Here is a 23364-nt window from a genome sequence, read left to right on the forward strand (position 1 = left end):
GCTGTAACAGCACCAGACAGTGATCAATCGTCCACAAAAAAGGTGAGGTGCCGGCCGGCTGCTCAACCCTGCTCGCCTATGTCATGTCGCCGTTGGGTTCGCCAGCGGATTGCCGCCCCTCTTCTTCCAGCCAATCGCAAAACACGGCAGTTTGTGAACCGCTTTCGCTCTCTGCGGGCAGGTACGCGAAGTAGCTCCTTGCCGGAAGGCTGACGTCTGGAAACGGCGTGATCAAGCGGCCGGCGGCGACGTCATCGCTGATCAAAGCACTAGGTCCCATTGCTACGCCCAAACCGTCGATCGCCGCCTGGATGGTCAGGAAGAAGTGATCGAATGTTAGCGTCGCCATCGCGGTAAGGCGAGAATGTCCGGCTTTCGTCAACCACTCTTGCCAAAGCCGCGGCATCGACGTGACATTCAGCAATGTATGCTGCGCGAGATCGGAAATTTCCTCCAGGGGAAGTTTGGCGACCAGTGCCGGGCTGCAGATCGGCAGGCGCCGCTCCGAAAGAAACAGGCGCGACGTGAAGCCATGGAATGAATCCGGCCCGCCGCGGATGACCACGTCGAAGGTATCCGCAAGTGCATCGAGCGGGTCGTTCGATGTGGTGAGGCGGACTTCGATATCCGATCGCTCGTCACGGAAACGGCTCAGCCGCGGAAGCAGCCAGCGCATGCTAAAGGTCGCCAGCGCATTGACGCGCAGCACGGCCGCCGGCCCTTCCCCGTGGGTTGCACGATGCCGCTGGACGGCGAACGCAATGCGGTCGAGCGCCGGGCTGATCTCTTCGAATAGCGCCGCGCCGGCCGGCGTGAGAGTGACCCGCCGCGTTGATCGCCAGAATAGCGCCGGCGCGCCCAACCGGTCCTCAAGCAGGCGCACCTGCTGACTGATCGCGCCATGCGTCACGCCCAATTCGCTGGCCGCCTCCTTGAAACTGCCGAGGCGGGCTGCCGCTTCGAAGGCGCGGACGGCGTTGAGAGGCGGCAAGGACCTGCGTTGCGCGGAAATGCTCATCTGATAGAAATCCTAACTCATCGATACATTATTACTGGTTTGTATAGGCCGCCTCAATCGCCCAGGATCGGTTCCTCGCAATCCCCAACGCATCGGGCGATATTGTACAAGGCCAATGCATAGATTTTCTATCAATGGGGGAGCTCCCGTCACCCCGGAAAGCGGTGGAATGAATGACGCGGCCACTCCGGCGGCGAGCCGTCCAAACGAACGTGCATCAGGCTCGTCGGCGTCGACGAAATCCCGCAGCCTGCTGGCGGCCTGCCTCACCCACGCAGTTCATGACGGCTATACCGACGGTCTCTATGCCTTCCTGCCGGTCTGGCAAGCGCAGTTCAGCCTGTCCTATGCGGCACTTGCCGTCGTGCGCGCGCTATATTTCGGGACGATGGGAGTTATGCAGATTCCGGCCGATCGAGTTCTTCGCGGCCTTTCGGCGCGCGCGGCGCTGATCATATCCACGGCCGCTGCGGCGGCAGGTTTGCTGATCATCGCACTGCCGTTCGGCTTTACGGGCCTATGCGTCGGGCTTGTGGTGGCTGGAATCGGATCGAGCATCCAGCACCCCCGCGGCTCGACGCTTGTCACTGACAGCTATGGCCCGGAGTCGCGAGGGCCACTCGGCATCTACAATTTCTCCGGCGATCTCGGAAAGGCATTGTTGCCGGCCCTTATCGCAGTGCTCCTGCCGGCCGTCGCCTGGGAATGGGTGCTGCGCATGATAGCCGTACTGGGGCTGGTCCTGGTGCTCGCGCTGGCGTCACTCGCGCCGACTGCGTCCGGGACGTGGAGTGTGCCGCGGGAGGTGACGCCCAGTCGTGGCCGCCGCGGTTTCGCCATCCTCACGACAATCGGCGGGCTCGATACGGCGACCCGCATGGGCTATTTGCTCTTTCTGCCCTTTCTCATTCAGGGACACGGCGGCGGCTTACCCACCGTTGGAGTCGCACTCGCCCTTCTGTTCATCGGAGGCGCGTTGGGCAAAGCGATCTGTGGCTGGCTCGGGGACCGACTGGGTGTTGTCGGGAGCATCATTGTGACTGAGGCCGCGACAGCCTTGCTGGTTCTGGCGACGCTGTTCACGCCACTGACGTTAACGATCATCCTGCTGCCACTGCTCGGCATCGTGCTGAACGGCACCTCTTCGGTGCTCTACGGCTCCGTGCCGGAGCTTTCCGACGGCGATACTGGGCGCGCATTTGCGGTCTTCTATACGAGCGTCATCGGCGCTGGAGGTCTCGCACCTATCCTGTACGGCGCCATTGCCGATCACAGCAGTCGAACGATCGGCGTGCTGACTTCAGCTGCGACCGCCGCCCTGATCGTGCCACTCGTGCTGCTGCTGCGACGCCATCTGCGCAGCCCAATCACGGGATCCGTTTGATCACGGCCCGTCCTATTCCGGCAGCCACAGCCCTTCATCTGTCACCAAAAGAAAGCACGTTAAATGAATATCGTCTCGCAGGCGCCGCTCATTCTTATAACCGGTGGAAGCCGTGGGGTCGGCGCGTCGACTGCGCGGCTCGCTGCCGCACAAGGCTACGATGTCGCGATCAGCTTTGTTTCCAACGAAGCTGCGGCTCAGGCAGTAGCTGCTGATGTGCGAGCTGCGGGACGCCGGGCGCTGGCTGTGCGCGCGGATAGCGCGGATCCGGAACAGGTGGGACAGCTCTTCGCGGCAATCGACCGGGAGTTCGGCCGCCTCGATGTGCTTGTGAACAACGCAGCAGTCCTCGCGCAGCAGTCCCGGCTGGAGGATCTCGGGTTCGCGCGCATGCAACGGATATTCGCCGTCAACGCGATCGGCCCCATTCTGTGCGCACAGCAGGCCGCCAAGAGGATGTCCTACCGTCACGACGGGCGGGGCGGCGCCGTAGTCAACGTCTCGTCGGCGTCAGCTCGTCTAGGCAGTCCGGGCGAATATGTCGACTACGCGGCATCAAAGGGTGCTCTTGAGACATTCACGATCGGCTTTGCCAAGGAGGTCGCGCGAGACGGGATCCGCGTCAATTGCATTCGTCCCGGACACATCTATACCGAGATGCACGCGAGCGGCGGAGAGCCGGGCCGCGTGGATCGCGTCAAAGACACGATTCCGATGGGCCGGGGCGGCCAGCCTGAAGAGGTGGCACGCGCAATCCTGTGGCTGGCTGGCGCCGAGGCCTCGTTCGTTACTGGCACATTTCTGGATGTCACTGGCGGCAAGTGAGCAAAAACACCTGCTCGCGGCTTGTCGCTCAACATCTATACTTGCCCTCATGTCGGAAAAGAGGTTCCTGGCGCAGACGGTCGTCCGACAAGACGAATTGCGACGCCTGATCGAATACCGGCAGACGCGCGCGGGAGCATGTATGGCGACAAACGGGCGAACACCTAGCCATCTTCGACCTGCTGGAGAAGGGTTCGCTCGAGCGTGCCGCCAAGCTTCTCGACAAGCAGCCTTGAGGGATAAGGCCCGGTCGGAACTTTTCGGACCTTAGTTCAGGGCTTGGCCAACCGCGGTTCGGAGCTGGAGAGTCGAACGCCCTTCCCTTCTGTACGATCAACTGCGCTGCACTACGCCGTTAGCGAGCACGCGGTGGATTACCGGCCCTGACCGCGATAAGCCAGTTCACCGCTTCGTCCTCAAGGCCCAAGGAAGCGAGAACAACTACATCAGACTTCGCAATACTGCGCGATAGTAGCCAGCTGGACTACCCCCACTCAATCATTTAGGAAGATGTTTCCGCGTTGATTTCCAAGCACAAATCCTTAGAGCTGACGGTCTAATCCCGACGGTATACCCGCCCTATTTTTTCGGTCTTGAATTAACAGGAAAATTTGGGTGGCGCTGAGGGTTGGTACCTTCAGCAAGTATCGGAATCAATCGGAGCATTAGACGGACTCAAACTCGGAATGGCCTCCTCTTGGGCTTTGACCGACTTGCAGCAGATACCGTCATCGGTCAGTCGGGCAGGCCCTTGATGTCCGGTTTGCGCGCCAATAGCGGCCACTCCTAACAACTCAGCTCTTCACCTTTGGAACGTGTGTCGGGATGGCTCTGTCGGCGGAGTTTTAGACGTACCATTGCCAACGCGCGTCTCAGAGAGATCGTTCGTTCCGTCCGAGATCGATAGCACGCGAGAGTTTCTCGGAGGCACTCTTCGCCGCAGGCTCGAGCGCCCGTCCGGGATCAGCGAGAGTTATGCGGACCTGCCTGTTGTCGGTCGGATCTTGCTTGCGGCGGACCTACCCGGCGGCCTCCAGCCGTTTCAGAAGGGGCGTTAGAGCGCCGGAGTCGAGGAAGAGCCGAGTGCCTAGCTCGTTGACGGTGACGTTGTCGCGCCCCCACAACACGATCGTCACCAAAAATTGGGGGTACGTCAGACGAAGCGGATGAAGCAGCGACTTGCATGCTTTGTTGAACGCGAGGGCGGTCGCGTACACCGCGAAGCTCACGTTTTCGTCCAGATCTATTGCTCCTGAACCTGCGTCATCGGGATCGTGTGTCATGTGGTCTGCGGCCTAGCGCCCGCCGGCCGCGTCCGCGCGCATTGACCGTAGAGAACGGACGCGGGCGAAATTTCATGGAAGGTGAGGCGCGGCCTCCGTTGCACCGAGAACGTCCTTCACTGACCTCAAGACGCCGACGCGAAAGATCCGGACGGGTCGCATCGAACTCAGGCGGTAGGCGATGGAATTGAGAACGACCACGTTCAAGTACGCGATGACCATCAGGTCCTGCGCGGCCAGGCTACCGGGCGGCATAATGGCGGCCGCAAGAGCCACGCACGCCCTGACGCCGACGCAGGCAGTCCGATTTCTGCCCAACTCCGTGCAGAGATCCGCGTGGCTCGGAAGAACACGTTCGACCAGAAGCGCCGCGGCGGACAGCAATGCTGTTGTTGTCATGATCTATACTCCGTCAGCAGTCCCGCTTTCAGCGCGAGCGGACTGTTGCGAGCACCTTGCAATGTTGCGCAGGGAAAAATAATCTCATGCTTCAGAGATTGTGACTTCCAATAAATGAAAGTCAGAGATGGATAGGCTGGAAGCGATGTCGATCGTGCTGCAGACGGTCGAAAAAGGCAGCCTGACGGGGGCGGCCAAAGCCTTGAACATGCCGCTGCCGACGCTCAGCCGGAAGCTTAGTGACCTCGAATCCTATCTCGGGACCAAGCTGCTGCAGCGTTCGACGCGCAAGCTCACCCTGACGGACGCCGGCCAGTCTTATGTTGCTTCGATCAAGCGCATCATGGAAGACATCGAAGAAGTCGAAAGAGCGGCGTCCAGCGAGTACACCACTCCGCGCGGCGAGCTGGTCCTGACGGCGCCGCTCCTGTTCGGTCAGATGTACATTCTGCCCATCGTCACGGACTTCCTTGCGGCTTATCCCGAAATCAACGTTCGGCTCCTTCTGTCGGACAGAAACCTTCATCTATACGACGATCACGTCGATATGGCCGTGCGCCTGGGCGAACTACCGGACAGCAGCATGATCGCGACGCGCGTCGGGACCATGGACACGGTGGTGTGCGCCTCACCGGACCTGCTGGCGGCTCACGGCGTTCCGAAACATCCGAAGGATCTGCAAAGGCTGCCCTGTGTGATCTTCACCGGCCCTTCCTCGGCAATCTGGTCCTTTCGGAATCCCGCGAACAAACGCGAATTTGGAATAGACATCGTTCCGCGTCTATCGGTCACGGCCGCCGAATCCGCCGTTCAGGCCGCAGTCCGGCGCACCGGCCTCACCAGAGTGTACCGCTATCATTGCGCCGATGAGCTCCGATCCGGAAAGCTCGTCCAGGTGCTGCAGGAGTTCGACGTCGACCCCATTCCCGTCCACCTCGTCCACGCAGCACGTGGGCAATTGCCGCTCAAGATGCGGGTCTTTCTGGACTTTGCCGCCAGCCAGTTGCGATCGGCCCTCTCGCAGTTGCGATGAGAGGATGGTCACGACGGCCTCACCCCCTTCCATACCATGAAAGAGACACTTCCATTCTTATCGGATTATTCTTTCCAATGAAACATCCGATGATCTCCTCACCGAAGCCAAGGCGGCTCGGTTGCAAAGGAGAAACGTCATGGCTCGCGCCCCCATCCCTTCGATTCAAGAGGCCCCCACCAAGTCCCAGCCGATCCTTGAGAACTACGTCAAGGTTCTCGGCGTGGTGCCGAACTTCTTCTCTCTGATCTCCCAGTCGCCCGATGCCCTGAAAGCGATTGCGGATATGCACGCGACGCTCGGCAAGAGCATCGGCCACAAGACCCGCGAACGCCTGCACATCATGACCGCCGAAGTGAACGGCTGCAGCTACTGCCTGACGGCCCACAGCTATCTGGCCGGCAAGCTGAACGGCTTGACCAATGACGACATGGAGCTCAATCGCGAGGGTCATTCCACCGATCCCCAGGCCGACGCCGCGCTGCAGTTCGCCTACAAGGTCGCCAAATCGCGCGGTCACATCGAGGATGCGGATTTCGCGGCCGTTCGCGCTGCAGGCTTCACCGACGCGCAGATCATCGACATCGTCGCCGAGACCGCCTTCAGCTTCATCACCAATCTGTTCAACAACACCTTCAAAACAGACTTGGACCCGTCATTTCCCGCGCTTCACACCAGGAAGGCGGCTTGATCGAGGTATCGGCCTGGCCGGCGGATCTGGCCTTCGGCCTTTCCGCCGGCCGGACCTCGCTTCGGCGCAGATCGCTTCAACGTTTGTTCGTGAGCGACGAGTTCGTTGCCGCGTTCAAAACCTGAATGGGCGATGACCAAATCTTCGCTTCCCGTTTGAGACACACGCAACCCATCCGACAACAGTCCCGCCGTCAAAGAGTACGGCTTTGAGGAGGTATCAATGACCGCCGTCGTGATCCCTGTCTACAACGAAGTAACTCAGCTCGACTTCACCGCGCCTCATCAGTTTCTGACGATGATTCCTGACATCACGGTGATCGTCGCGTCGATCGGAGCAGCGCCGGTGACATCCCACGGCCTCTCTTTCGCAAGGCTGGCGGATCTGGAAACCATCGGCAGCTGCGACGTTCTCTGCGTCCCCGGCGGCCTCGGCTGCATCGACGCCATGGAGGATACCCGCTTCATGTCGGCCGTACGCAGACTGGCGAGCACCGCCACCTACGTGACCTCCGTTTGCTCCGGATCTCTGATCCTTGGAGCGGCTGGATTACTGAAGGGACGTCGAGCATCTTCGCACTGGGCGTGGCTCGACATGCTGCCGGCATTCGGTGCGATCCCCGAAAAAGCCCGCGTCGTTCGCGACGGCAACATCTTGACGGGCGGTGGCGTCACCGCCGGCGCCGACTTTGCGCTGATGCTGATCGCTGAACTGCGCGGTGAGGATGCCGCACAGTGCGTGCAGCTGGTCCTGGAATATGCGCCTGCCCCTCCCTTCCAATCCGGCGATGCGGATACTGCGCCGGCGCACATCCGCTACGCGGTGATCGAGCAGATGGGAAAAATGATGGGCGACACGCGCCGACGCGTCGAGTCGGTCGCAAGCCGAGCCCACCAATAGTCGTCGCGGACGAACGCCCCTCAGAAAAGGGGCCAGATGGCGGGCGGTGCTTTGCGGCCTGCGCCCGCCTTGCGGAAGAAAATCGGGATAAACCTGTAAGGAGAGATCATGTCCCGCTTGCGAATATCGACCCGCGACGGTGCGCTTGCAGCCAGTAAACCCATCCTGGACAGCATTTATCGGAAGCTGGGCGTCGTGCCCAATCTGTCGCGTCTGATCGGTAGCAGCCCGATCGCACTCGATGCGTTCGCCGCGTTTCAGGACGGGTTATCCAGGACCCTTGACTCCAAGACACGCGCACGGATCGCCCTCGCGGTGGCTCAAGTCAACGGTTCCGACTACTGCCTATCGGCCCACAGCTATCTCGCGATCAATTTCACCAAACTGCCTCCGGAGGAGATCGCCCTCAATCGAATGGGCGCATCCAAGGATCCGAAGGCGGATGCGGCGGTGAGGTTCGCGGCGAACGTGGTTCGCAAGCGTGGTCATGTCGGCGATGCCGACCTTTCTGCGGTGCGGCTCGCCGGCTACGGAGACGCACAGATCGTCGAAATCGTAGCCCTGGTGACCGAAAACGTCTTCACGAACTACCTGAACAAGGTGGCCGAGACCGACATAGATTTCCCGATCGTGCGGACAGAAGCTCTCGAAGGGCGGGACGGGTAGCGAGCGAGCCGACGCGCTCCAGCACGCGATCTTTCCTTGCGGACATCGGCGACGCATGAGTGACCGCGATCGGCTGCACCAATCATGGAGATGGCTATGAACCTCGATATCGATTGTCTCCGTACGCTTGTTCTGGTGGCGGACACGATGAGTTTCTCGCGGGCCGCCGAAGCCGTCGGTCGGTCGCAGTCCACGATCAGTGCGCAAATCGCAAAACTGGAAGGGCAAATCGGCGAGGCATTGCTGTCGCGTCGCAAAGGCAAGGTTTTGCAGCTCACTCCGCATGGAGACTGTCTAGTAAACTATGGAAGACGAATTCTGCAACTGAACGACGAGGCCTGCCGGTCGATGTCGGAAGAACCACTCGACGGTTTCATCCGTTTGGGTGTTCCGCTCGATTTTTTCGGTCGCGAGCTCGCGGCCTGGCTCGCGCAGTTCAAGGCGAAGCACCCGATGGTCGGGCTGGAGGTGGAAGCCAACCAGTCCGAAGGATTGCAGAAGCGGAGCGCGCGCGGAGAATTCGACGTGGCTTTCTTCAAGCAGGACATGGGTGCCCAGCTCGGCACGGTGGCCCAGCGCGAGCAGTTGGTGTGGGTTGCCGGACCGAATTTCGAGTGCGATGAGATGAACTCCATACCGCTGGTCTTGTTTCCGGAAGGCTGCTTGTATCGCCGTTGCGCCCTCGCTTCTCTGAAGCTTCACGGTTCACCCAGCCATATCAGCTTCGTCGGTCCCGGCTTCGACAGCCTCAAATCGGCGGCGATAGACGGCATGGGAATCACTGTGCTCGCCCGCGCACTGGTCAAGCCCCCGCTGAAGATCGTCCCTCACGGATTACGTCTCCCTCAGTTGCCTGCAGTCGAACTGGCGTATTCACAAAGCCAGCGGAGCAATTCCCGCGTGGTCAACGAGCTTACCAACCATCTTGCCGATAGCCTCGCGATGGCGGACCAAGCGCCGGCCGACAGGCCGCATCTGGTAGACGCCCGCACCGCTCTGCATGCGCATGCGTACGAAGGGGCCCAAGAGTCTCCGCCTTCAACAAGCTGAACCTGAACGGCATCGTCCAGAAGAATTTGACGCAATCCATTTATGGGAAAGTTCGATGCTCCAATCGGAACAATCGATTTTGAGATCGGCGCGCGTCTGACTAGCGTTCCGGACAACAGGCGGCGTTCCTACGCTGGCCGTCGCGCTTCTACGCAGGCGACGTCGACAGGGCGACTGCCGGATCCCAAACCGAAAACGCTGAAAGAAGCATCGTATGAATCGTAGGAGTTTGTTTGTCGTCTCGGTCGCACTCGCCTTCAGCGCCTCCGTAGCGCTCGTCCTCGCAGCCGACGAGCGGCCCGCGAAGTCTTCGAACGTGGAGGATGCCGCCGGCAACCTGCACGTCCCTAGCGACTATCGCGAGCTCTACGAATATCTGGGCAGTTGGTCCGTGGCGGATGACGACAAACCGGGCGCCAAGCAGATCCACGCGGTCTACGCATCGCCAGGAACACGCGAGGCTTTCAAAAAGACTGGAAAGTTTCCCGACGGGACCGTGCTGGTCAAGGAGCAGTTCGAGGCAAGCACGGATAACATGACCTCGGGTACGGCGAGCCACCAGGATAAGCTCAACGGTTGGTTCGTTTTGGTGAAGGATTCCACCAAACGGCACCCCGGCAATCCCTTGTGGGGCGACGGTTGGGGATGGTCCCATTTCGACGTGGGGGCTCCCACCCGCACTACCGCGACTGACTACCACAACGATTGTCTGCCCTGTCACACTCCCGCCCAGGCCACAGATTGGGTCTATACGCAGGGTTACCCGTCGCTACGTTGAAGTCATGCCTCTACTGCGCTGGCCGATAGATGCATTCGACAGGTGCTCGCTCTCCTGTCGCTGAACGGGTGAACCGGCGCACTTCCAGTTCTCTTGCGAACTCTAATTTAGCTTCAGGAAATCCACATGCCACTCAGTTTCAAAACCATCGATGTCGACGGCCTCGAGGTCTTTTACCGTCGGGCCGGTGATCCGTCCCGGCCTACCGTTCTGCTGCTCCATGGCTTCCCGACCGCAAGCCACATGTTCCGCGATCTGATTCCGCAACTCGACGATCGCTATGACGTCGTTGCACCTGATCTGCCCGGGTTCGGCATGACTGAGCAGCCGGCACGCGATCGATTCACCTACACATTTGAGAAGATCGCCAAGGTGATCGACCGCTTCACCGAAGTCCTCGGGCTGGACACGTTCGCGATCTATGTCTTCGACTACGGCGCTCCGGTCGGGTTCCGACTGGCGGTGAAGCACCCCGAGCGGATCACCGCGATCGTCACCCAGAACGGCAATACCTATCTTGAGGGCGTATCCGACGCCTTCGCACCAGTCCAAACCTACTGGAACGAACCGACCCAGGCCAACCGGGACGCGCTCCGCGGCTTCCTAGCGCCGCAGACGACGCTTTTCCAATATACGCACGGCGTGGCGGACCCGAGCCGGGTCTCGCCCGACGGGCGTAATCTGGACGATTTCTATCTGGCGCGACCAGGCAATGACGAGATCCAGCTCGACCTCTTGCTCGACTATCGATCGAACGTAGCGCTGTACGATACGATCCAAGCCTATCTGCGCCAACATCAGCCGCCCGTCCTCGCCGTCTGGGGCAAGAACGACCCGTTCTTCATTCCGCCCGGTGCCGAAGCATTCAAGCGGGACGTGCCCTCGGCCGACGTCCGCTTCGTCGACAGCGGTCACTTCGCACTCGAAACCCACGCAAGCGAGATCGCGGCAGCGATGCGCGACTTTCTCGCCAAGCACGTCGGCTGACATCCCGACACGCCGCGTCGTGCCGCCTTTTCAGGAGATCTAACGTGACCACACCCACCGCAATCGTTCGAAGCTTCTACGACAGATTGGCGGCCGGCGATGCGCCAGGCGCGCTGGGCCTGATGTCGCCCGATATCGAATGGATCACGATGTGGCACTATAAGGTCGACGGCCGCGGGCCCGAGCGCGTGGCCGAAGGTCTGTTCAAGCCGTTGGTGGCGGAGTGGTCAAGCTTTGCGCTCGTCCCCACCGAATTCATTACGGAGGGCAACACGGTCGTGTCGCTCGGCGATTTCACGGGGGTACACGGCGCGACGGGCAAAAAGGCCGAAGCCCGCTATGCGCATGTCTGGATCGTTAAGGACGGCAAGATCACCCAGTTCCGCCAGTACATCGACACGCTGGCCGTCGCCGAGGCGCGCCGGTCATGACCTATCGCGATCCTGACAGGCCAGAGCGACGACGGCTCCCTCGCGTAAGGCAGAAGCGATCGATAAGCGCAGCCCCGGTCTATCGAACCTCTTGGAGAGCCACTTTTTCGGAACGCAATGAACACTCTGGCTGCGACAGGGCGAGAGTTGGGCGGGACGCTCAGCTTTCCAAAATTGGTTTGCTGGCCGCCGGGGACGAAAACGAGGCGCTTCGTGCCAGGTAAACGTATCGAACGGCGGCTGGCTGCGGTAGTGGCGGCAGATGTCGAGGGCTACTCGCGACTCATGAGCGCAGACGAGGTCGGAACTCTCGCCGTCCTAAAATCCCTCCGTCGCGAAGTGGTCGATCCAATCATCGCTGCGCACTACGGCCGCATCGTTAAGACCATCGGCGACGGGATGCTTATAGAGTTCGCCAGCGCCGTTGACGCGGTGACCTGCGCGCTGGTCTTGCAGGATCAGATGAGGGCGGGTAGCGGGCGCACAGAACCAAAGATCACTTTTCGGATCGGTATCAACGTCGGCGATATCATCGTCCAGGGCAGCGATATTTTCGGCGATGGCGTCAATGTCGCAGCCCGCGTCGAGAACGAATGCGAGCCGGGCGGCGTGTGCCTGTCTGGCAGCGCCTTCGAGCAAGTCCGCGGAAAAACCAGACTCGCCTTCTACGATCTCGGCGAGAGGTCATTGAGGAACATTGACCGACCGGTGCGGCTTTATGGGACGCGTCCTGCCGGGTTGATATCGGCCGCGAGCGCGCCAATCGCGGAAGCCACCAAGCCTCTTCCGCTGCTCGGCGGGCCGTCGATCGCGGTGCTGCCGTTTAGAAACATGTGCGCTGATCCCGAGCAGGATTATTTTTCTGCTGGCATAGCGGAAGACATCATCACGGCGCTGTCGCACTTCGAGTGGTTATTCGTTGTCGCCCGAAATTCGAGCTTCACCTATAGGAGCAAGGCAGTTGACATCAAGCAGATCGGGCGCGAACTCGGCGTGCGCTATGTCTTGGAAGGCAGCGTGCGCAGGGCGGGTGTGCGCGTACGCGTCACTGGCCGGCTCGTCGAAACGGCCACTGGCGCGCATTTGTGGGCCGACAAGATAGATGGCGCGCTAGACGACGTGTTCGCGTTGCAGGACGAGCTGACTTTGAGGGTCGTGGGTGCGATCGAGCTCTCCATCACACAGGCCGAGATCAGCCGCGCGCCGGTGAAGCCACACTCCAGTGGTCAAGTTCGGAGTGGGGTGGGAGCTCTCGACAGTGCCATAGACCATTCTTTGCGTTCCATAACGTTGAGTCCGCTGGACCTACAGCTCGGATTTGCGCACGGCGGCCTCGCTTTCGCCTACATCGCGAAGGGGAAATACGAAGAAGCTCTTGAGTACGCGCGTCGAACAGCTCATGAGATGCCACGATGGGTCTTTGGCTGGACCGCCATAGCCCTTGCGACAGCGTATCTTGGCGACTTTGAAGCAGCGAGAAACGCTGCTCAGCGGCTCGGCTCGCTGCGATTGCTTTTGAACCGGATGGACGGTCTGGTCCGCCTGGTTGGCAGTGTCATGGCGGACAATGATATAGTAGCCCCTCCAGCGATGCAGCGGCCGAAAGTCGAGCTCTCGAAGCACGCTAACGGCTACGGGCGGTCGCTCGAAGTCCAAAGAGAACCTCCGAGGGCGCCCCTGAAGGCGCGCAGCGCGATGGAGCCCGGAGGTTATCCGGACTCCGTATGATGGGACCAACTTGCTTAGGCCAGGATGGCCATGTCTTCCGGTGTGTCCAGGATCAGCTTGTTAAGCGGACGGATGCCGGTTTCCGTGATCAGGATCACAACCTCGGCGCGCAAGCCCCCTTGGGGCAGACCGTGGAGATCGAATTTGATGGCGAGCGTCATTCCCGGTTGCAGCATGAAGTCGCTGTCCGAGCTGAGATTAGGCGGCTCCACCACGTCGACGCCGACGCCGTGTCCAACGCCCCGCAGCCCCTTAGCATAGGGTGTGAAGTTCGGCGCGAAGCCGTGCGGTTCCAGGCGCTCTAGCATCATGTCGTGCACCGTTCGCGCTGAGGTGTGCGGCTTGATCTGCGGGATGATCTCCTTGAGGATGCGATGGCCGAGTCTGAGTGCGTCCTTCTGCTCCTTGGCTGCGCCAGGCATCAAAATCGTCGTTCCGCCATCGTTGGTGTAGTTGGAACAGCCCGGATTGAAGTCCAGCATGACGTAGTCGCCCCGCTCGATCTTTCGCTCCGACGGCCACCATGCGGGATAGTTCGTGTTCATTCCCGAAAGCACCAGCGTTGCGGACGCCAGGTGTGCATTCATATCACGCGCAACCGTCTCGGCGATGCCGGCGACCTGGATCTCGGTCATTCCGACCCTGATTTTATCCAGGACAGCCTTGAGAACGACGTCATTGATATCGGCAGCGCGTTCCATCAGCGCGACCTCGGCCGGTGTCTTGATCTGACGAAGATCGATCAAGAGCTGGGTGACAGATTCGAAAGTGGCCTTTGGCAACGCTTTCTTGATCGTGTTGAACCGGCTCACGGGCAAGAGATTGTCACCGATCAGGCCGACGCGCGCCGGCTTGTCTGCGATCGACCGGACGATCTGGGGAATGTATTCTCCGTCCAGATGGATCGGCCTCACGTCGTCCATCCAGATGATATCCTTCGCGGCGTAGGAGTTCAGGCGACCAATCAGAACAACAGGAGCCTCGTCGCCGACGAGGAATACGAGTTGGGGCGATTCCTCGATCAGGTTGATCGGACGATACCCGGTTAGATAGGTCGCGTGGCCCGGGCGATATTCGTCAGCGAACACCACCAGGGCGTCCAGCCCCTTTTCCTTCATCTTGCTCCGCAGCCGGTTGGTGCGCTGCTCGAATTCCGCACGTGAGATCGTCATTCTTTGATACCTTGTCTAGCCTTGGCTTGGCGCTTTACAAAGGACGGGATGCCAACTCCCGCCCATGCTGGTTTGTCTCGACCGACAGGCGAGAACTATTGACTCGCCGGGAGCGCGATTTCGAACCGGGAAAGGCGGTCAAAATCGAACTCAAGGTCAAGTCCAACTCCGTTGGAGCGGAGTCCGGAATTCGTCTCGCGCTCCTCCGACGAAGCCAGGATGCCGAGTTCGGCAAACGAGCTATCTTCAATACTTTCGACCAGTTCCTCCTCGGCCATGCATAACGCGAGCTGCCCGGACACCTCAGGCAGGTGATGTGGGCAGACGCGAACGCCACTTGCGGCGGCAACGGCCGCGATCCGAAGAAATGGTGTGAGGCCACCCACGCGGGACACATTTGGCTGAACCACGTCACACGCCCCCAACTGGATCAGCCGCCGGAACTCGTAAACCGTCCGGTGATTTTCGCCGGCCGCGATGGTCGCGCCAGTGCGCCTTTTTAACAGCGCGTAACCCTCCACGTCGTCCGCCAGAATCGGCTCTTCGACCCAATGAAGACCGAAGCGAGAAAGTGCATCGAGCGCGCGGGTCGCCTGGTCAATGTTCCAGCGCTGATTGGCATCGATCATCAGCTGGCGATGCGGCCCGATCTCGTTGCGCACGATTTCGCAGCGCCTGATGTCATCTTCGAGCGAAGGATGCCCGACCTTGATCTTGACGGCGTCATAGCCCCGGCCAACCCATCGCCTGGCCTGCTCCCGGAGGGCATCGTGGTCGTCATCATAGTTGATGCCGCTACCGTATTTCCCGACCAGGCTTCGCCTTTGTCCTAGCCGGCTCACCAACGTTTCGCCGTGGGCGCGAAGCGTCAGATCCCACAGCGCGGTATCGATTGCCGCCATAGCGAGCGTGGTGACGCCAGCGCCACCAGCCTCATGCAGTGAGCGCCAGAGCTTGTCCCATACGGCAGCCGGATGCGCATCCCATCCCCGGATGATCGGACAGCAATCGCGAAGCAGGAGAGCCGCGATCGCATGCGCTCCGATCTGCGGCGTCCACGTAAACCCGGTCCCGGAACGCCCTGCGCTGTCACGTATTTCGCAGGTGATGAGATAGTTCTGCCGTACCTCGGGTCCCCAAGGCCGGATCAGTGGTACGGAGAACAGGCGGACGCGGATCTGGTCAATGGTCGCCGTCATGCGAGGCCCGCCGCAACGCTTCCCGGCTGGACGATGGCGAGTCCGTCGTCGATAAGAGTCATGAGACGGCGGAGTTGATCAGGATTGGGATCGACCAGCGGTGCGCGCACGGCGCCGACGGCAAGTCCGCGTGCGGTAAGGCCCGCCTTGAGGAGCGACACGGCGAAGCCAGGCGCTTCATCACGCAAGCCGGCGAATGGGACGTAGAATGTCTCGAGCAACCTGTCCCGCAACGGATCATCGCCCTGGTTCAGGGCCCGCCAGAATGCACCCGCGATCTCGGGCGCGAAACAGAACACGCCGGAGGAATAAGTCGGTACGCCCAGAGCTCGGAAGGCCGACGCACTCAACTCTGCGGTAGGCATACCGTTGAGAAACATGAACGATGGCCTTTGCTTCCGGATCGCAACCTTGATGCGCAGCATCAGCTCCATGTCGCCGATGCCGTCCTTCAGGCCGATAATGTTGTCGTGGCGGCTCAGTTCGACCGCCGACGCGACGGTTAACCTCGCATTGCCGCGCGCGTAAGCAATGATTGGAATGGGACTGCGCTCTGCCACCTCCGCCAGGTAGGCGACCAGGCCGGCCTGAGGTGCGCTGACCAGATAGGGCGGCAGGAGCAGCACCCCATCGGCTCCGGCCCTCGCGGCGGCCTCGCACATCGAAACCGCGGCCGGGAGCGGACCTCCTGCTCCCAGATAGACCGGCAGCCGGCCGGCGGCGGTCCGCACCGACGCTTGCGCAATCGCGGCGTGTTCGCGCAGGGACAAGGCGTGCAGTTCACCCGCGCCGCATGCCGCAAACACCGCAGCCGGACGGTGTTTCAGCCCTAGCTCGACGTGTTGCTCAAACGCTTCCTCGTTGAACTCGCCCGCCGCATTGAATGGAGTGACTGGAAAAAACAAGACTCCCCGCATCAGTTCGGATCTTGATCCGCTCGGATGATCTGCTTTCATTCGCTGAACTCCAGAAACTGGCGCCAAGACCGCAGAGGCCTCCAGCCCAGCAACCGATTGGCCTTTGCATTGCTGAACGCCGCGCGCGTCCCCGTTAGATTCGCAGCGCTCGGTGCCGTTGATGGAACAAACCGGGGCAGCAGATCGCACAACGGCTCCGTGGCGAGCGCGTCGTCAGCGCTGGCGAAGAAGCATTCACCGTTCGACAGATCCTCAGCTCTTTGGCAGATCAATGCGACAAGAGCTGCGGCATCCCTCGCGTCGATGTAGTTGAACAGCGAACCGGCGGCGAGTTCAGGCTTCTTAAGTCTTTCTGCCATTGAGTGGCCGAGTTGCGTCGGGGCTGCCGGATCCCAATCCTCGGGCGCCACGACGTAGCACGGACGAAATGTGAAATATTTGGTTGGGCCGCCCTTGGCGGCGAATCCCCGTACTATCGCCTCGATCGCCAATTTCGAGATGCCGTAGCCGTGCCACGGCTGAGCCGGATGGTCCTCGTCCAGCGGAAGATAAGACGGCGCCCATCCATTCGGGTTTCCATACCCGATGACGGTCGGACTGCTCGCGCAGAGAACGCTGCGTACACCTAGATCAGCCGCAGCCTGACAGACGTGAAACGTGGTCAGCGTGTTGGTTGCGAAGAGCACATGTTCAGGTCGGCCGAATGGGGTGGGCAGCCCAGCAAGGTGGACGATAGCGTCCGGGCGGATCCCCGCGATTGCCCCGTAGGCCTCGCCAGCATCGCGCAGATCGACTTCACGATCACAAGACCCAAAGCTCCTCTGTAGGTCGATACCGACGACGTCGTGCCCGCGTCTCTTCAACTCGGCGTAGACGCTACGTCCTAGGCGCCCCACGGATCCCGTCACAACAATTTTCATCGATTTTCAGCCCTCAGCCGCGCTTACCGGGATCGCACCTGCGCGACCCCTCGCGAACGAAGGCTGTCGTTGCTCCAGCAAATCTCTCGCGAGATAGACGCAAAGCAACGGAATGAGCACAGTGACGATCATGTAGACGGCGACCGGCCAGCTCTTGCCTCCGCTCCAGAGCACGAGGGACGTTGCAATTAGTGGCGTGAACCCGCCGACAACGCTCCCACTCACCTCCCGCGCGAAGACCAGGCCCGTATAGCGGATGCGGGTATCAAACAATTCCGAATAGAACGCCGCGATCGGGCCAAAAATAGATCCGACGCCAAGCGAGAGGCCGATCACGATCGCGAGGAAGATCAGCCCCGTATCCTTCGTATCTAGCATCCAGAAGAATGGAAATGCGAACACAGCCGAACCAAGGGCACCTGCCATGATCACCTGACGTGATCCGATACGGTCCGCCAGCGCCCCGAACAGCGGCATGGTCACGACTCCGATTGCCGCGGCCATGACCACGCCAATCAAGCCGATGTTGCGAGACAAACCCAGATTTGTCGTGATGTATGCGAGAACGTAGGTTTGCACGACATAGGAGTAACCGACCAACGCAAGATTGGTCCCCATGCCCAAGAGGACGCGCTTGGGATGATTGCGCAGGACTTCCCAGAGTGGAATGCTAGCTTCCGCATGGCGTTCTTGCACGTCGCGAGAGAATTCCGGAGTCTCCGGCATCGCAAACCGCAGGTAGAGCCCGACCCCAACGACCACGACACTCAGAAGGTATGGCACTCGCCAGCCCCAACTCAGCAGTGTTGCTTGCGACATGTCGGCCGTGACCAGACTGAAGACACCCAGCGAAAGTACAATCCCGACAAAGACTCCTGAGGCTGCGAAGGCGCCGTAGAATCCGCGGCGTGCGGGATTTTGTTCGGCCAGCAACAGCGCGGCTCCGCCATACTCGGCGCCGGCTCCTAGTCCCTGGATGAGACGAAGCACGACAAGGACGATTGGCGCCCAAATTCCGATCTGATCGAAGGTGGGCAACAAACCCATCAAGCAGGTCGATACACCCATCACCATTAGCGTCGCGGCCAGCACGGGCTTGCGGCCGACCTTGTCCCCGTAGTGACTAAAGATGATTCCGCCGAGCGGCCTTGACAGAAAACCGACTGCATACGTCGTGAACGCCGCGAGGGTGCCGGCAACGGGAGAGAAAGTCGGAAAAAACAGCGGCGCAAATACGAGGGCCGCGGTAACGCCGTACAGTCCAAAATCATACCATTCCAAGGCCGACCCAATGAGGGCGGTTGCTATCACGCGGGGGATCGATGGCGCTGCCGAGGTCGCCGCTTGGGATCTGCTGGTAGACATGGGTCCTCCGACTGATGGGCCGTGTTTCCGACCTCACATTGTACTATCGTACGTACGATAGAAGGTTCATACGAGTCAAGAGGCTCGAGCTTGATTTAAGTTCGCTAACGCCAGCAGGAGTCCACCCGTTCCCAGCGGGCTCCACGCCATAGGGTCCATTCGGTTTACGCCGGGCCGCAACTCGGTGATATTGCGTCGTACCTAAGGTCCTGTCGTGTTGCCTCGACGAGCCGTTCAACATAGGGATGCCAATCACTCAATCGGGCCGCAGCATGACGACGACGATAAATCGTTTAGATCCCACCCCTCTTCACCACCAAGTTAGGCGTAGCATCCTGATCCTGATAAAAGATCTGCAGCTAAAACCGGGAAGTCAGCTTCCGCCCGAAAATGTGCTGGTGGAGCGTTTTAAGGTCAGTCGTCAGACCTTGCGAAAGGCCGTCGATTCGCTCGTCCAGGAAAACGTGCTCTATCGTGAACGCCCCAAAGGTACTTTTATTGGCTTCGGCGCGGTCGAAAGCGACCTGCAGGTTCTCCGAAGCGTTTGGGAGGATTTTCGTCGGCTCGGGATGGAGCCTGCGGTCAAGGTGCTCAGCTTGCGCGAAACGTCCGGGGACGGAATCGACCCCTTTCTACTGTCGATGGAATCGACACGCTTTCTCGAGTTGACGCGCTTGTTCGCTGCAAACCATTCGCCGGTATCCTACGATCAAGCGTATTTCCCCCTTCCCGAGTTCGAATGGCTGAAAAAAGAAAGCCTAGACTCATCATGGTATGACCTCCTCCGCGCAAAGGGCGGCGTAACAGTTTCTCACGCACGCAATGTCATTGACGCCGTGAACGCCCCGAAGAAGATCGCCGAGCATCTCAACGTTAAGGCGGGAACCGCACTGCTGCGGTTGCGCCGCCACGTGTATTCACAGGATGACCGGCCGATCGCATTCAGTTCCGCTCTTTATCGGAGCGACGTCTACCAGTTTTCAGTGATGTTATCTCGCCGCTGATCGTTCATATGGCTACTGTTAGGTGCAGATATCGGATGTTGAAATGTGGGTGACTGATAAGGTTTGCGACCACACCTTATCAGTCGGCGCCGCTGCATTCATTCGAAGACGACGACGTCGGCGACGTCAATATCGATAAGCAGAGGCCACTTCGACGGATCCTGAGCAGGTTGGCCTTTGACCCACACGTGAAGCAGATTAGGTGGGATCGCTCGATAGGTTGCCACCGACCCACGACGTCGGACCACCTCGCAGAAAATGGCATCAGTCGAGAGGCTAGGCGTATCCTTCTTAATGATTGACGCCAAGCCCCATGTTCCCCCGAACGTCCAATCGACGGTAATAACCTCAGGCAGAGAACTACGGGATATTGCCGTCATAAACATCTTTTCGCCTCGGCGAGGCGTGGAATCAAATGTACCGATAGGCCTGAAGAAAATCATTTCGTCGACGTTTTTCACTAAGTCGCCAATCGCCTTCGAAACTGTCGTGTTCGTCGGACAGCCTTGACTTCGCGGCTCTAGCCCTTGGTGCTTGATCCGGTCAAATTTGCGCACTGGCTTTATGTGCAGAAACCAAGGATATCTCGCCGTAAGCGCCGCGTACGCAGCATTCATACCTGCCTGAGTAAGTAGTCGGCCGTGAAGAACCTCCCAAGCCGTTGAGCGGGAGTCGATTTTGCGCTTGGGATGAGGTTTGAGATCGCAAGCTTTGGGGCTTTGAGGGCCCAAAAGCTTGCAATTTCATTTTCAGGATTCCGTCGAATCGCGCGTCGTGATTCCGTGGTCGCATCGGAGGGGACGATGAAGCCAAAGGAACGACGCGACAGCGGACAGGCCGATCTTCTGCGCTCCCGGCTGGACGCGATCATCGATATGGGCCACCCGCTGGTGAAGCTTTCGCGGACGATCGACTGGTCGTTCCTGGAGCAGCGGCTCGGGGCGGTCTATGAGGACAAGCCGGGCCGGCCGCCGCTGCCGACGCGGCTGATGGCCGGACTTGCCATCCTCAAGCACACCTACGACCTCTCCGACGAGGTGCTATGCGAGCGTTGGGTGGAGAACCCCTATTACCAGTTCTTCTGCGGCGAGGAGTTCTTCCAGCACCGCCTGGTGTTCGACCGCTCCTCGTTGACGCGCTGGCGCCAGCGGATGGGCGAGGAGAAGCTGCAGGCGCTGCTGCAAGAGAGCCTTTCGGTCGCCACCAGGACCGAGGCGATCAAGCCAAGCGACCTCAACCGCGTCATCGTCGACACCACGGTGCAGCCCAAGAACGTGATGTTCCCGACGGATGCGCGGCTCCTGAACCGCGCCCGCGAGATCCTGGTGCGGCTCGCCAAGGGAGCCGGCATCAGGCTGCGTCAGTCCTATGGGCGGGTCGGCAAGTTCGCGCTGATCAAGCACCAGCGCTATGCCCACGCCAAGCAGTTCAAGCGCGCCAAGAAGGCCTTGAGGACGCTTCAAACCTATCTTGGCCGTGTCACCCGCGACATCGCCCGCAAGCTTGAAGGCAACGTCGACTTGCTCCATCAGATCGCTCTGGACCGAATGCTGATACTGGCGCGACGGGTGCTTGGCCAGAAGCAGCACCAGCGTGGACCGAAGGTCTACTCGCTGCACGCCCCGGAGGTGGAGTGCATCGGCAAGGGCAAGGCGCATCGGCCCTACGAGTTCGGGGTCAAGGTCTCCGTTGCCACGACGTTATCGCACGCCAAAAGCGGCCAGTTCGTCACCCACGTGAAAGCGCTGCCCGGCAATCCCTATGACGGCCATACACTCGAGACCGTGATCCCGGAGATGGAGGCGCTGATCGGCAACATCGTCGAGCGCCTTGTTCTCGACAAAGGCTATCGCGGCCACAATGCGCCACCCGACTACAAGTTCAGAGTGTTCATCTCAGGGCAGAAGCGGCGGGTGACGCCCAAGATCAAGCGCGAGATGCGCCGCCGCTCGGCCATCGAGCCGGTCATCCTTCGAGACTGCGACCAGCCACTGGATTCATCTCATCGGTGTCGGCATCGAGATCTTCGGAGTCTTCATCATCGTCGCGGGGATCATCTGGTCCGCGCGGCTGATCTTTGGGCGTGAGATCGCATCGCGCTATGACAATTACAAAATCAGCATCGGACGCTCGCTCCTGCTCGGCCTCGAGGTGCTGGTCGCCGCCGATATCGTCAAGACGATCGCCATCGAGCTCACCTTTGCGAGCCTCGGCCTGCTCGCCGGCCTCGTCGTGGTGCGCACCTTCCTGAGCTGGAGCCTTACGCTCGAGATCGAGGGCCGCTGGCCCTGGCAGCGGGAGCCCTCATCGGCGCGCCAGTATCAGCGCTCCCGAGACGGTCGTACTGCTTAGGCACCGCGCTGGGGCCGGCAATTGGCCAGTATAAGGCGTTCCCAGCAGTGTTATACTACAAAAGCCGTTGGCGCCCGCCCAGCTATCACAGCGGTATCTCAGCTTCTCAACGACGTGTCGTCGACCGCTCCCATGACCTAGCCGCCCACGGCCGCACTTCGGGCATCAGCCGCTCGCGGATTGAGAGCTTGCACCAAGCTTGCCCTCGGCTCCCCTATCGTCCTGCGTTTTGGCGACCGGCTCGCCCTAAGGCTTGGATCTCTGATGCACCAAACCCGCGCAGATGATCACCTCACCGTCCATTGCCTTTTTTTCGATCATGTTCGAACGTCGCAGTTGATCTGGACCAATCAAGTACGCTCAGCCAAGTGGCCCGCGGGCCTGAGCAGGTTGCAAACTCACGCAGTGTCGCCAACAATCTGGAGGTCGTAGGGACTAGAGTAGGCGCTGTTCTGCTGACGAGATCATAACCCAGACGGTGGGGGCAGTTCTTCATGACGCAAAGGGGCAGTTCCGGATAGCGTTTGACACGGCGCTACCTGCGGTGTGGTTGACGAAGTCTCGACGAGGCGCTTTCGATCCTACCCTCGCGAAAGTCTGGATCGAGGTTGCGGGGGCCTCGGGAGAGAAATCTGTCGCCTCAATGCGAATGCATGCCGAACGCGGCTTGAGTTAGTCTGACGCTTGATATTGATCAATGCTTGTGACGCAAGAAGTCGCAGTCTGCCTGCGGGGGGAAATGGAGTGGTGGATGCCCCTTGCGCGGTATTTTCTATATTTCGGCGGCGCATTGATCGTCTTGCTCTTCATCCTGGATGCGCGCTTTCCAACGTCAGGCAACGCAGACGGGCCAGTCGTCAACGCGCCGGTGGTGCACATTCGCTCCGATCGAAAATGGCCGGAGCGTATCGTCTTCGATACCAGCGCGCCGACGATCCCTGTTGCTCGAAACGCCCGCGCTGAGAGTGTTGCGCCCACGATCTCGCCGCCTTTGACGGAGGAGTTGGCAACGACCCGGAGTGAGGCCGCCTTTGCGAAAATGGTGTCGTTTGACGAAAGCAAGGCGAATTCGACTACGTCAATCAAACGAGAAGTATCACGCCGAGCACACAACAGCGCAAAGAAGGTGGCGGCGCGTTCGCATCGCTCTGCAAGGCAGGCGTGGTTTGGTTGGCTTGGTAACGGGACGTGGTGATTTGTCGCAGGTCAGCGGGCAACGCTGCGGGCGCTCGCAAAGTCGCATAAGCGGCTAGTAGTCGACG

23 protein-coding genes and 1 pseudogene are annotated in these 23364 nt (G+C 60.2%); 16 read left to right on the forward strand and 8 right to left on the reverse strand.

All coding sequences use genetic code 11. The annotated features are described in order from the left end of the window. Positions 1-76: 76 nt before the first annotated feature. Complete coding sequence (gcvA, locus tag XH98_RS14965; protein WP_271619057.1) at positions 77-1018, reverse strand: transcriptional regulator GcvA; 942 nt, start codon at positions 1016-1018, stop codon at positions 77-79. A 169-nt stretch (positions 1019-1187) separates the two neighbouring features. On the opposite strand from gcvA, the gene XH98_RS14970 reads away from it, so the two are divergent. Together XH98_RS14970 and XH98_RS14975 are read left to right on the forward strand one after the other, a co-directional pair. Continuing rightward, on the forward strand, positions 1188-2402 hold the full coding sequence (locus XH98_RS14970) for an MFS transporter (RefSeq protein ID WP_271619058.1): 1215 nt from the start codon (positions 1188-1190) through the stop codon (positions 2400-2402). A 63-nt stretch (positions 2403-2465) separates the two neighbouring features. After that, positions 2466-3227, forward strand: coding sequence for an SDR family oxidoreductase (locus XH98_RS14975; protein ID WP_271619059.1), 762 nt, complete (start codon positions 2466-2468; stop codon positions 3225-3227). A 1019-nt stretch (positions 3228-4246) separates the two neighbouring features. On the opposite strand, the gene XH98_RS14980 is transcribed toward XH98_RS14975, so the two are convergent. Continuing rightward, a complete protein-coding gene (locus tag XH98_RS14980) occupies positions 4247-4510 on the reverse strand; it encodes a MarR family winged helix-turn-helix transcriptional regulator (protein ID WP_271619060.1) in 264 nt (87 codons plus the stop codon). Between the two features lie 72 nt (positions 4511-4582). Continuing rightward, the gene (locus XH98_RS14985) at positions 4583-4909 is read right to left on the reverse strand and encodes a hypothetical protein (RefSeq protein WP_271619061.1); all 327 of its coding nucleotides are present in this window, start codon (positions 4907-4909) and stop codon (positions 4583-4585) included. Between the two features lie 145 nt (positions 4910-5054). On the opposite strand from XH98_RS14985, the gene XH98_RS14990 reads away from it, so the two are divergent. The 10 genes from XH98_RS14990 (at position 5055) to XH98_RS15035 (ending at position 13173) form a co-directional block, all read left to right on the forward strand. Next, positions 5055-5942 (forward strand): LysR substrate-binding domain-containing protein, encoded by an 888-nt coding sequence (locus XH98_RS14990; RefSeq protein WP_271619062.1) that lies wholly within the window; start codon positions 5055-5057, stop codon positions 5940-5942. Positions 5943-6081: 139 nt separating this feature from the next. Then, positions 6082-6633, forward strand: coding sequence for a carboxymuconolactone decarboxylase family protein (locus XH98_RS14995; protein WP_271619063.1), 552 nt, complete (start codon positions 6082-6084; stop codon positions 6631-6633). Beyond that, complete coding sequence (locus XH98_RS15000; protein WP_271619064.1) at positions 6630-6758, forward strand: hypothetical protein; 129 nt, start codon at positions 6630-6632, stop codon at positions 6756-6758. Before XH98_RS14995 ends, XH98_RS15000 begins: the two co-directional genes overlap by 4 nt. Before the next feature lie 97 nt (positions 6759-6855). Next, positions 6856-7533, forward strand: a complete 678-nt coding sequence (locus tag XH98_RS15005) for a DJ-1/PfpI family protein (RefSeq protein WP_271619065.1) — start codon at positions 6856-6858, stop codon at positions 7531-7533. Positions 7534-7641: 108 nt separating this feature from the next. After that, the gene (locus XH98_RS15010; protein ID WP_271619066.1) at positions 7642-8199 is read left to right on the forward strand and encodes a carboxymuconolactone decarboxylase family protein; all 558 of its coding nucleotides are present in this window, start codon (positions 7642-7644) and stop codon (positions 8197-8199) included. 96 nt (positions 8200-8295) lie between these two features. Then, complete coding sequence (locus tag XH98_RS15015) at positions 8296-9249, forward strand: LysR substrate-binding domain-containing protein (RefSeq protein WP_271619067.1); 954 nt, start codon at positions 8296-8298, stop codon at positions 9247-9249. 214 nt (positions 9250-9463) lie between these two features. After that, positions 9464-10027: a cytochrome P460 family protein gene (locus XH98_RS15020; RefSeq protein ID WP_271597755.1), complete on the forward strand. Its 564-nt coding sequence runs from the start codon at positions 9464-9466 to the stop codon at positions 10025-10027. 126 nt (positions 10028-10153) lie between these two features. Then, positions 10154-11014, forward strand: coding sequence for an alpha/beta fold hydrolase (locus XH98_RS15025; RefSeq protein ID WP_271619068.1), 861 nt, complete (start codon positions 10154-10156; stop codon positions 11012-11014). A 44-nt stretch (positions 11015-11058) separates the two neighbouring features. Further along, a complete protein-coding gene (locus XH98_RS15030; protein ID WP_271597757.1) occupies positions 11059-11445 on the forward strand; it encodes a nuclear transport factor 2 family protein in 387 nt (128 codons plus the stop codon). Positions 11446-11658: 213 nt separating this feature from the next. After that, complete coding sequence (locus tag XH98_RS15035; protein WP_271619069.1) at positions 11659-13173, forward strand: adenylate/guanylate cyclase domain-containing protein; 1515 nt, start codon at positions 11659-11661, stop codon at positions 13171-13173. Positions 13174-13187: 14 nt separating this feature from the next. On the opposite strand, the gene XH98_RS15040 is transcribed toward XH98_RS15035, so the two are convergent. From XH98_RS15040 to XH98_RS15060, 5 genes are all read right to left on the reverse strand, one after another. After that, the gene (locus XH98_RS15040) at positions 13188-14345 is read right to left on the reverse strand and encodes a M24 family metallopeptidase (protein WP_271619070.1); all 1158 of its coding nucleotides are present in this window, start codon (positions 14343-14345) and stop codon (positions 13188-13190) included. A 95-nt stretch (positions 14346-14440) separates the two neighbouring features. After that, positions 14441-15544 carry a mandelate racemase/muconate lactonizing enzyme family protein gene (locus XH98_RS15045; protein WP_271619071.1) on the reverse strand — a complete coding sequence of 368 codons (1104 nt, stop codon included), beginning with the start codon at positions 15542-15544 and terminating at the stop codon, positions 14441-14443. Then, positions 15541-16500 carry a 5-dehydro-4-deoxyglucarate dehydratase gene (locus XH98_RS15050; protein ID WP_271619072.1) on the reverse strand — a complete coding sequence of 320 codons (960 nt, stop codon included), beginning with the start codon at positions 16498-16500 and terminating at the stop codon, positions 15541-15543. The genes XH98_RS15045 and XH98_RS15050 overlap by 4 nt, the downstream gene beginning before the upstream one ends. Next, a complete protein-coding gene (locus XH98_RS15055; RefSeq protein WP_271619073.1) occupies positions 16497-17381 on the reverse strand; it encodes an NAD-dependent epimerase/dehydratase family protein in 885 nt (294 codons plus the stop codon). Before XH98_RS15055 ends, XH98_RS15050 begins: the two co-directional genes overlap by 4 nt. 6 nt (positions 17382-17387) lie before the next feature. After that, entirely contained in the window at positions 17388-18746 is a 1359-nt protein-coding gene (locus XH98_RS15060; protein ID WP_271619074.1) for an MFS transporter, read from the reverse strand. Positions 18747-19018: 272 nt separating this feature from the next. Between XH98_RS15060 and XH98_RS15065 the strand changes: the two genes are divergently transcribed. The 4 genes and pseudogenes from XH98_RS15065 (at position 19019) to XH98_RS15080 (ending at position 23297) form a co-directional block, all read left to right on the forward strand. Next, a complete protein-coding gene (locus tag XH98_RS15065; RefSeq protein WP_271619075.1) occupies positions 19019-19750 on the forward strand; it encodes a GntR family transcriptional regulator in 732 nt (243 codons plus the stop codon). A gap of 803 nt (positions 19751-20553) precedes the next feature. Further along, positions 20554-21720: pseudogene (locus tag XH98_RS15070) on the forward strand (IS5 family transposase); the annotation flags it as partial. Between the two features lie 118 nt (positions 21721-21838). Further along, positions 21839-22102, forward strand: a complete 264-nt coding sequence (locus tag XH98_RS15075; RefSeq protein WP_271619087.1) for a DUF1622 domain-containing protein — start codon at positions 21839-21841, stop codon at positions 22100-22102. Between the two features lie 751 nt (positions 22103-22853). Beyond that, entirely contained in the window at positions 22854-23297 is a 444-nt protein-coding gene (locus tag XH98_RS15080; protein WP_271619076.1) for a hypothetical protein, read from the forward strand. The last annotated feature ends 67 nt before the right edge of the window (positions 23298-23364 follow it).

The sequence above is a fragment of the Bradyrhizobium sp. CCBAU 51745 genome (assembly GCF_028128715.1).
Classification (GTDB): Bacteria; Pseudomonadota; Alphaproteobacteria; order Rhizobiales; family Xanthobacteraceae; genus Bradyrhizobium; species Bradyrhizobium manausense.

Excerpts from the sequence above, each read along its gene's own strand:
- XH98_RS15055 (WP_271619073.1), bottom strand. The coding sequence starts at position 17,381 with ATGAAAATTGTTGTGACGGGATCCGTGGGGCGCCTAGGACGTAGCGTC.
- XH98_RS15025 (WP_271619068.1), top strand. The coding sequence starts at position 10,154 with ATGCCACTCAGTTTCAAAACCATCGATGTCGACGGCCTCGAGGTCTTT.
- XH98_RS15020 (WP_271597755.1), top strand. The coding sequence starts at position 9,464 with ATGAATCGTAGGAGTTTGTTTGTCGTCTCGGTCGCACTCGCCTTCAGC.
- XH98_RS14990 (WP_271619062.1), top strand. The coding sequence starts at position 5,055 with ATGTCGATCGTGCTGCAGACGGTCGAAAAAGGCAGCCTGACGGGGGCG.
- XH98_RS15010 (WP_271619066.1), top strand. The coding sequence starts at position 7,642 with ATGTCCCGCTTGCGAATATCGACCCGCGACGGTGCGCTTGCAGCCAGT.
- XH98_RS15040 (WP_271619070.1), bottom strand. The coding sequence starts at position 14,345 with ATGACGATCTCACGTGCGGAATTCGAGCAGCGCACCAACCGGCTGCGG.
- XH98_RS14980 (WP_271619060.1), bottom strand. The coding sequence starts at position 4,510 with ATGACACACGATCCCGATGACGCAGGTTCAGGAGCAATAGATCTGGAC.
- XH98_RS14975 (WP_271619059.1), top strand. The coding sequence starts at position 2,466 with ATGAATATCGTCTCGCAGGCGCCGCTCATTCTTATAACCGGTGGAAGC.
- XH98_RS14970 (WP_271619058.1), top strand. The coding sequence starts at position 1,188 with ATGAATGACGCGGCCACTCCGGCGGCGAGCCGTCCAAACGAACGTGCA.
- XH98_RS14985 (WP_271619061.1), bottom strand. The coding sequence starts at position 4,909 with ATGACAACAACAGCATTGCTGTCCGCCGCGGCGCTTCTGGTCGAACGT.
- XH98_RS15045 (WP_271619071.1), bottom strand. The coding sequence starts at position 15,544 with ATGACGGCGACCATTGACCAGATCCGCGTCCGCCTGTTCTCCGTACCA.
- XH98_RS15060 (WP_271619074.1), bottom strand. The coding sequence starts at position 18,746 with ATGTCTACCAGCAGATCCCAAGCGGCGACCTCGGCAGCGCCATCGATC.
- XH98_RS14995 (WP_271619063.1), top strand. The coding sequence starts at position 6,082 with ATGGCTCGCGCCCCCATCCCTTCGATTCAAGAGGCCCCCACCAAGTCC.
- XH98_RS15080 (WP_271619076.1), top strand. The coding sequence starts at position 22,854 with ATGCCCCTTGCGCGGTATTTTCTATATTTCGGCGGCGCATTGATCGTC.
- XH98_RS15065 (WP_271619075.1), top strand. The coding sequence starts at position 19,019 with ATGACGACGACGATAAATCGTTTAGATCCCACCCCTCTTCACCACCAA.
- gcvA (WP_271619057.1), bottom strand. The coding sequence starts at position 1,018 with ATGAGCATTTCCGCGCAACGCAGGTCCTTGCCGCCTCTCAACGCCGTC.
- XH98_RS15005 (WP_271619065.1), top strand. The coding sequence starts at position 6,856 with ATGACCGCCGTCGTGATCCCTGTCTACAACGAAGTAACTCAGCTCGAC.
- XH98_RS15050 (WP_271619072.1), bottom strand. The coding sequence starts at position 16,500 with ATGAAAGCAGATCATCCGAGCGGATCAAGATCCGAACTGATGCGGGGA.
- XH98_RS15015 (WP_271619067.1), top strand. The coding sequence starts at position 8,296 with ATGAACCTCGATATCGATTGTCTCCGTACGCTTGTTCTGGTGGCGGAC.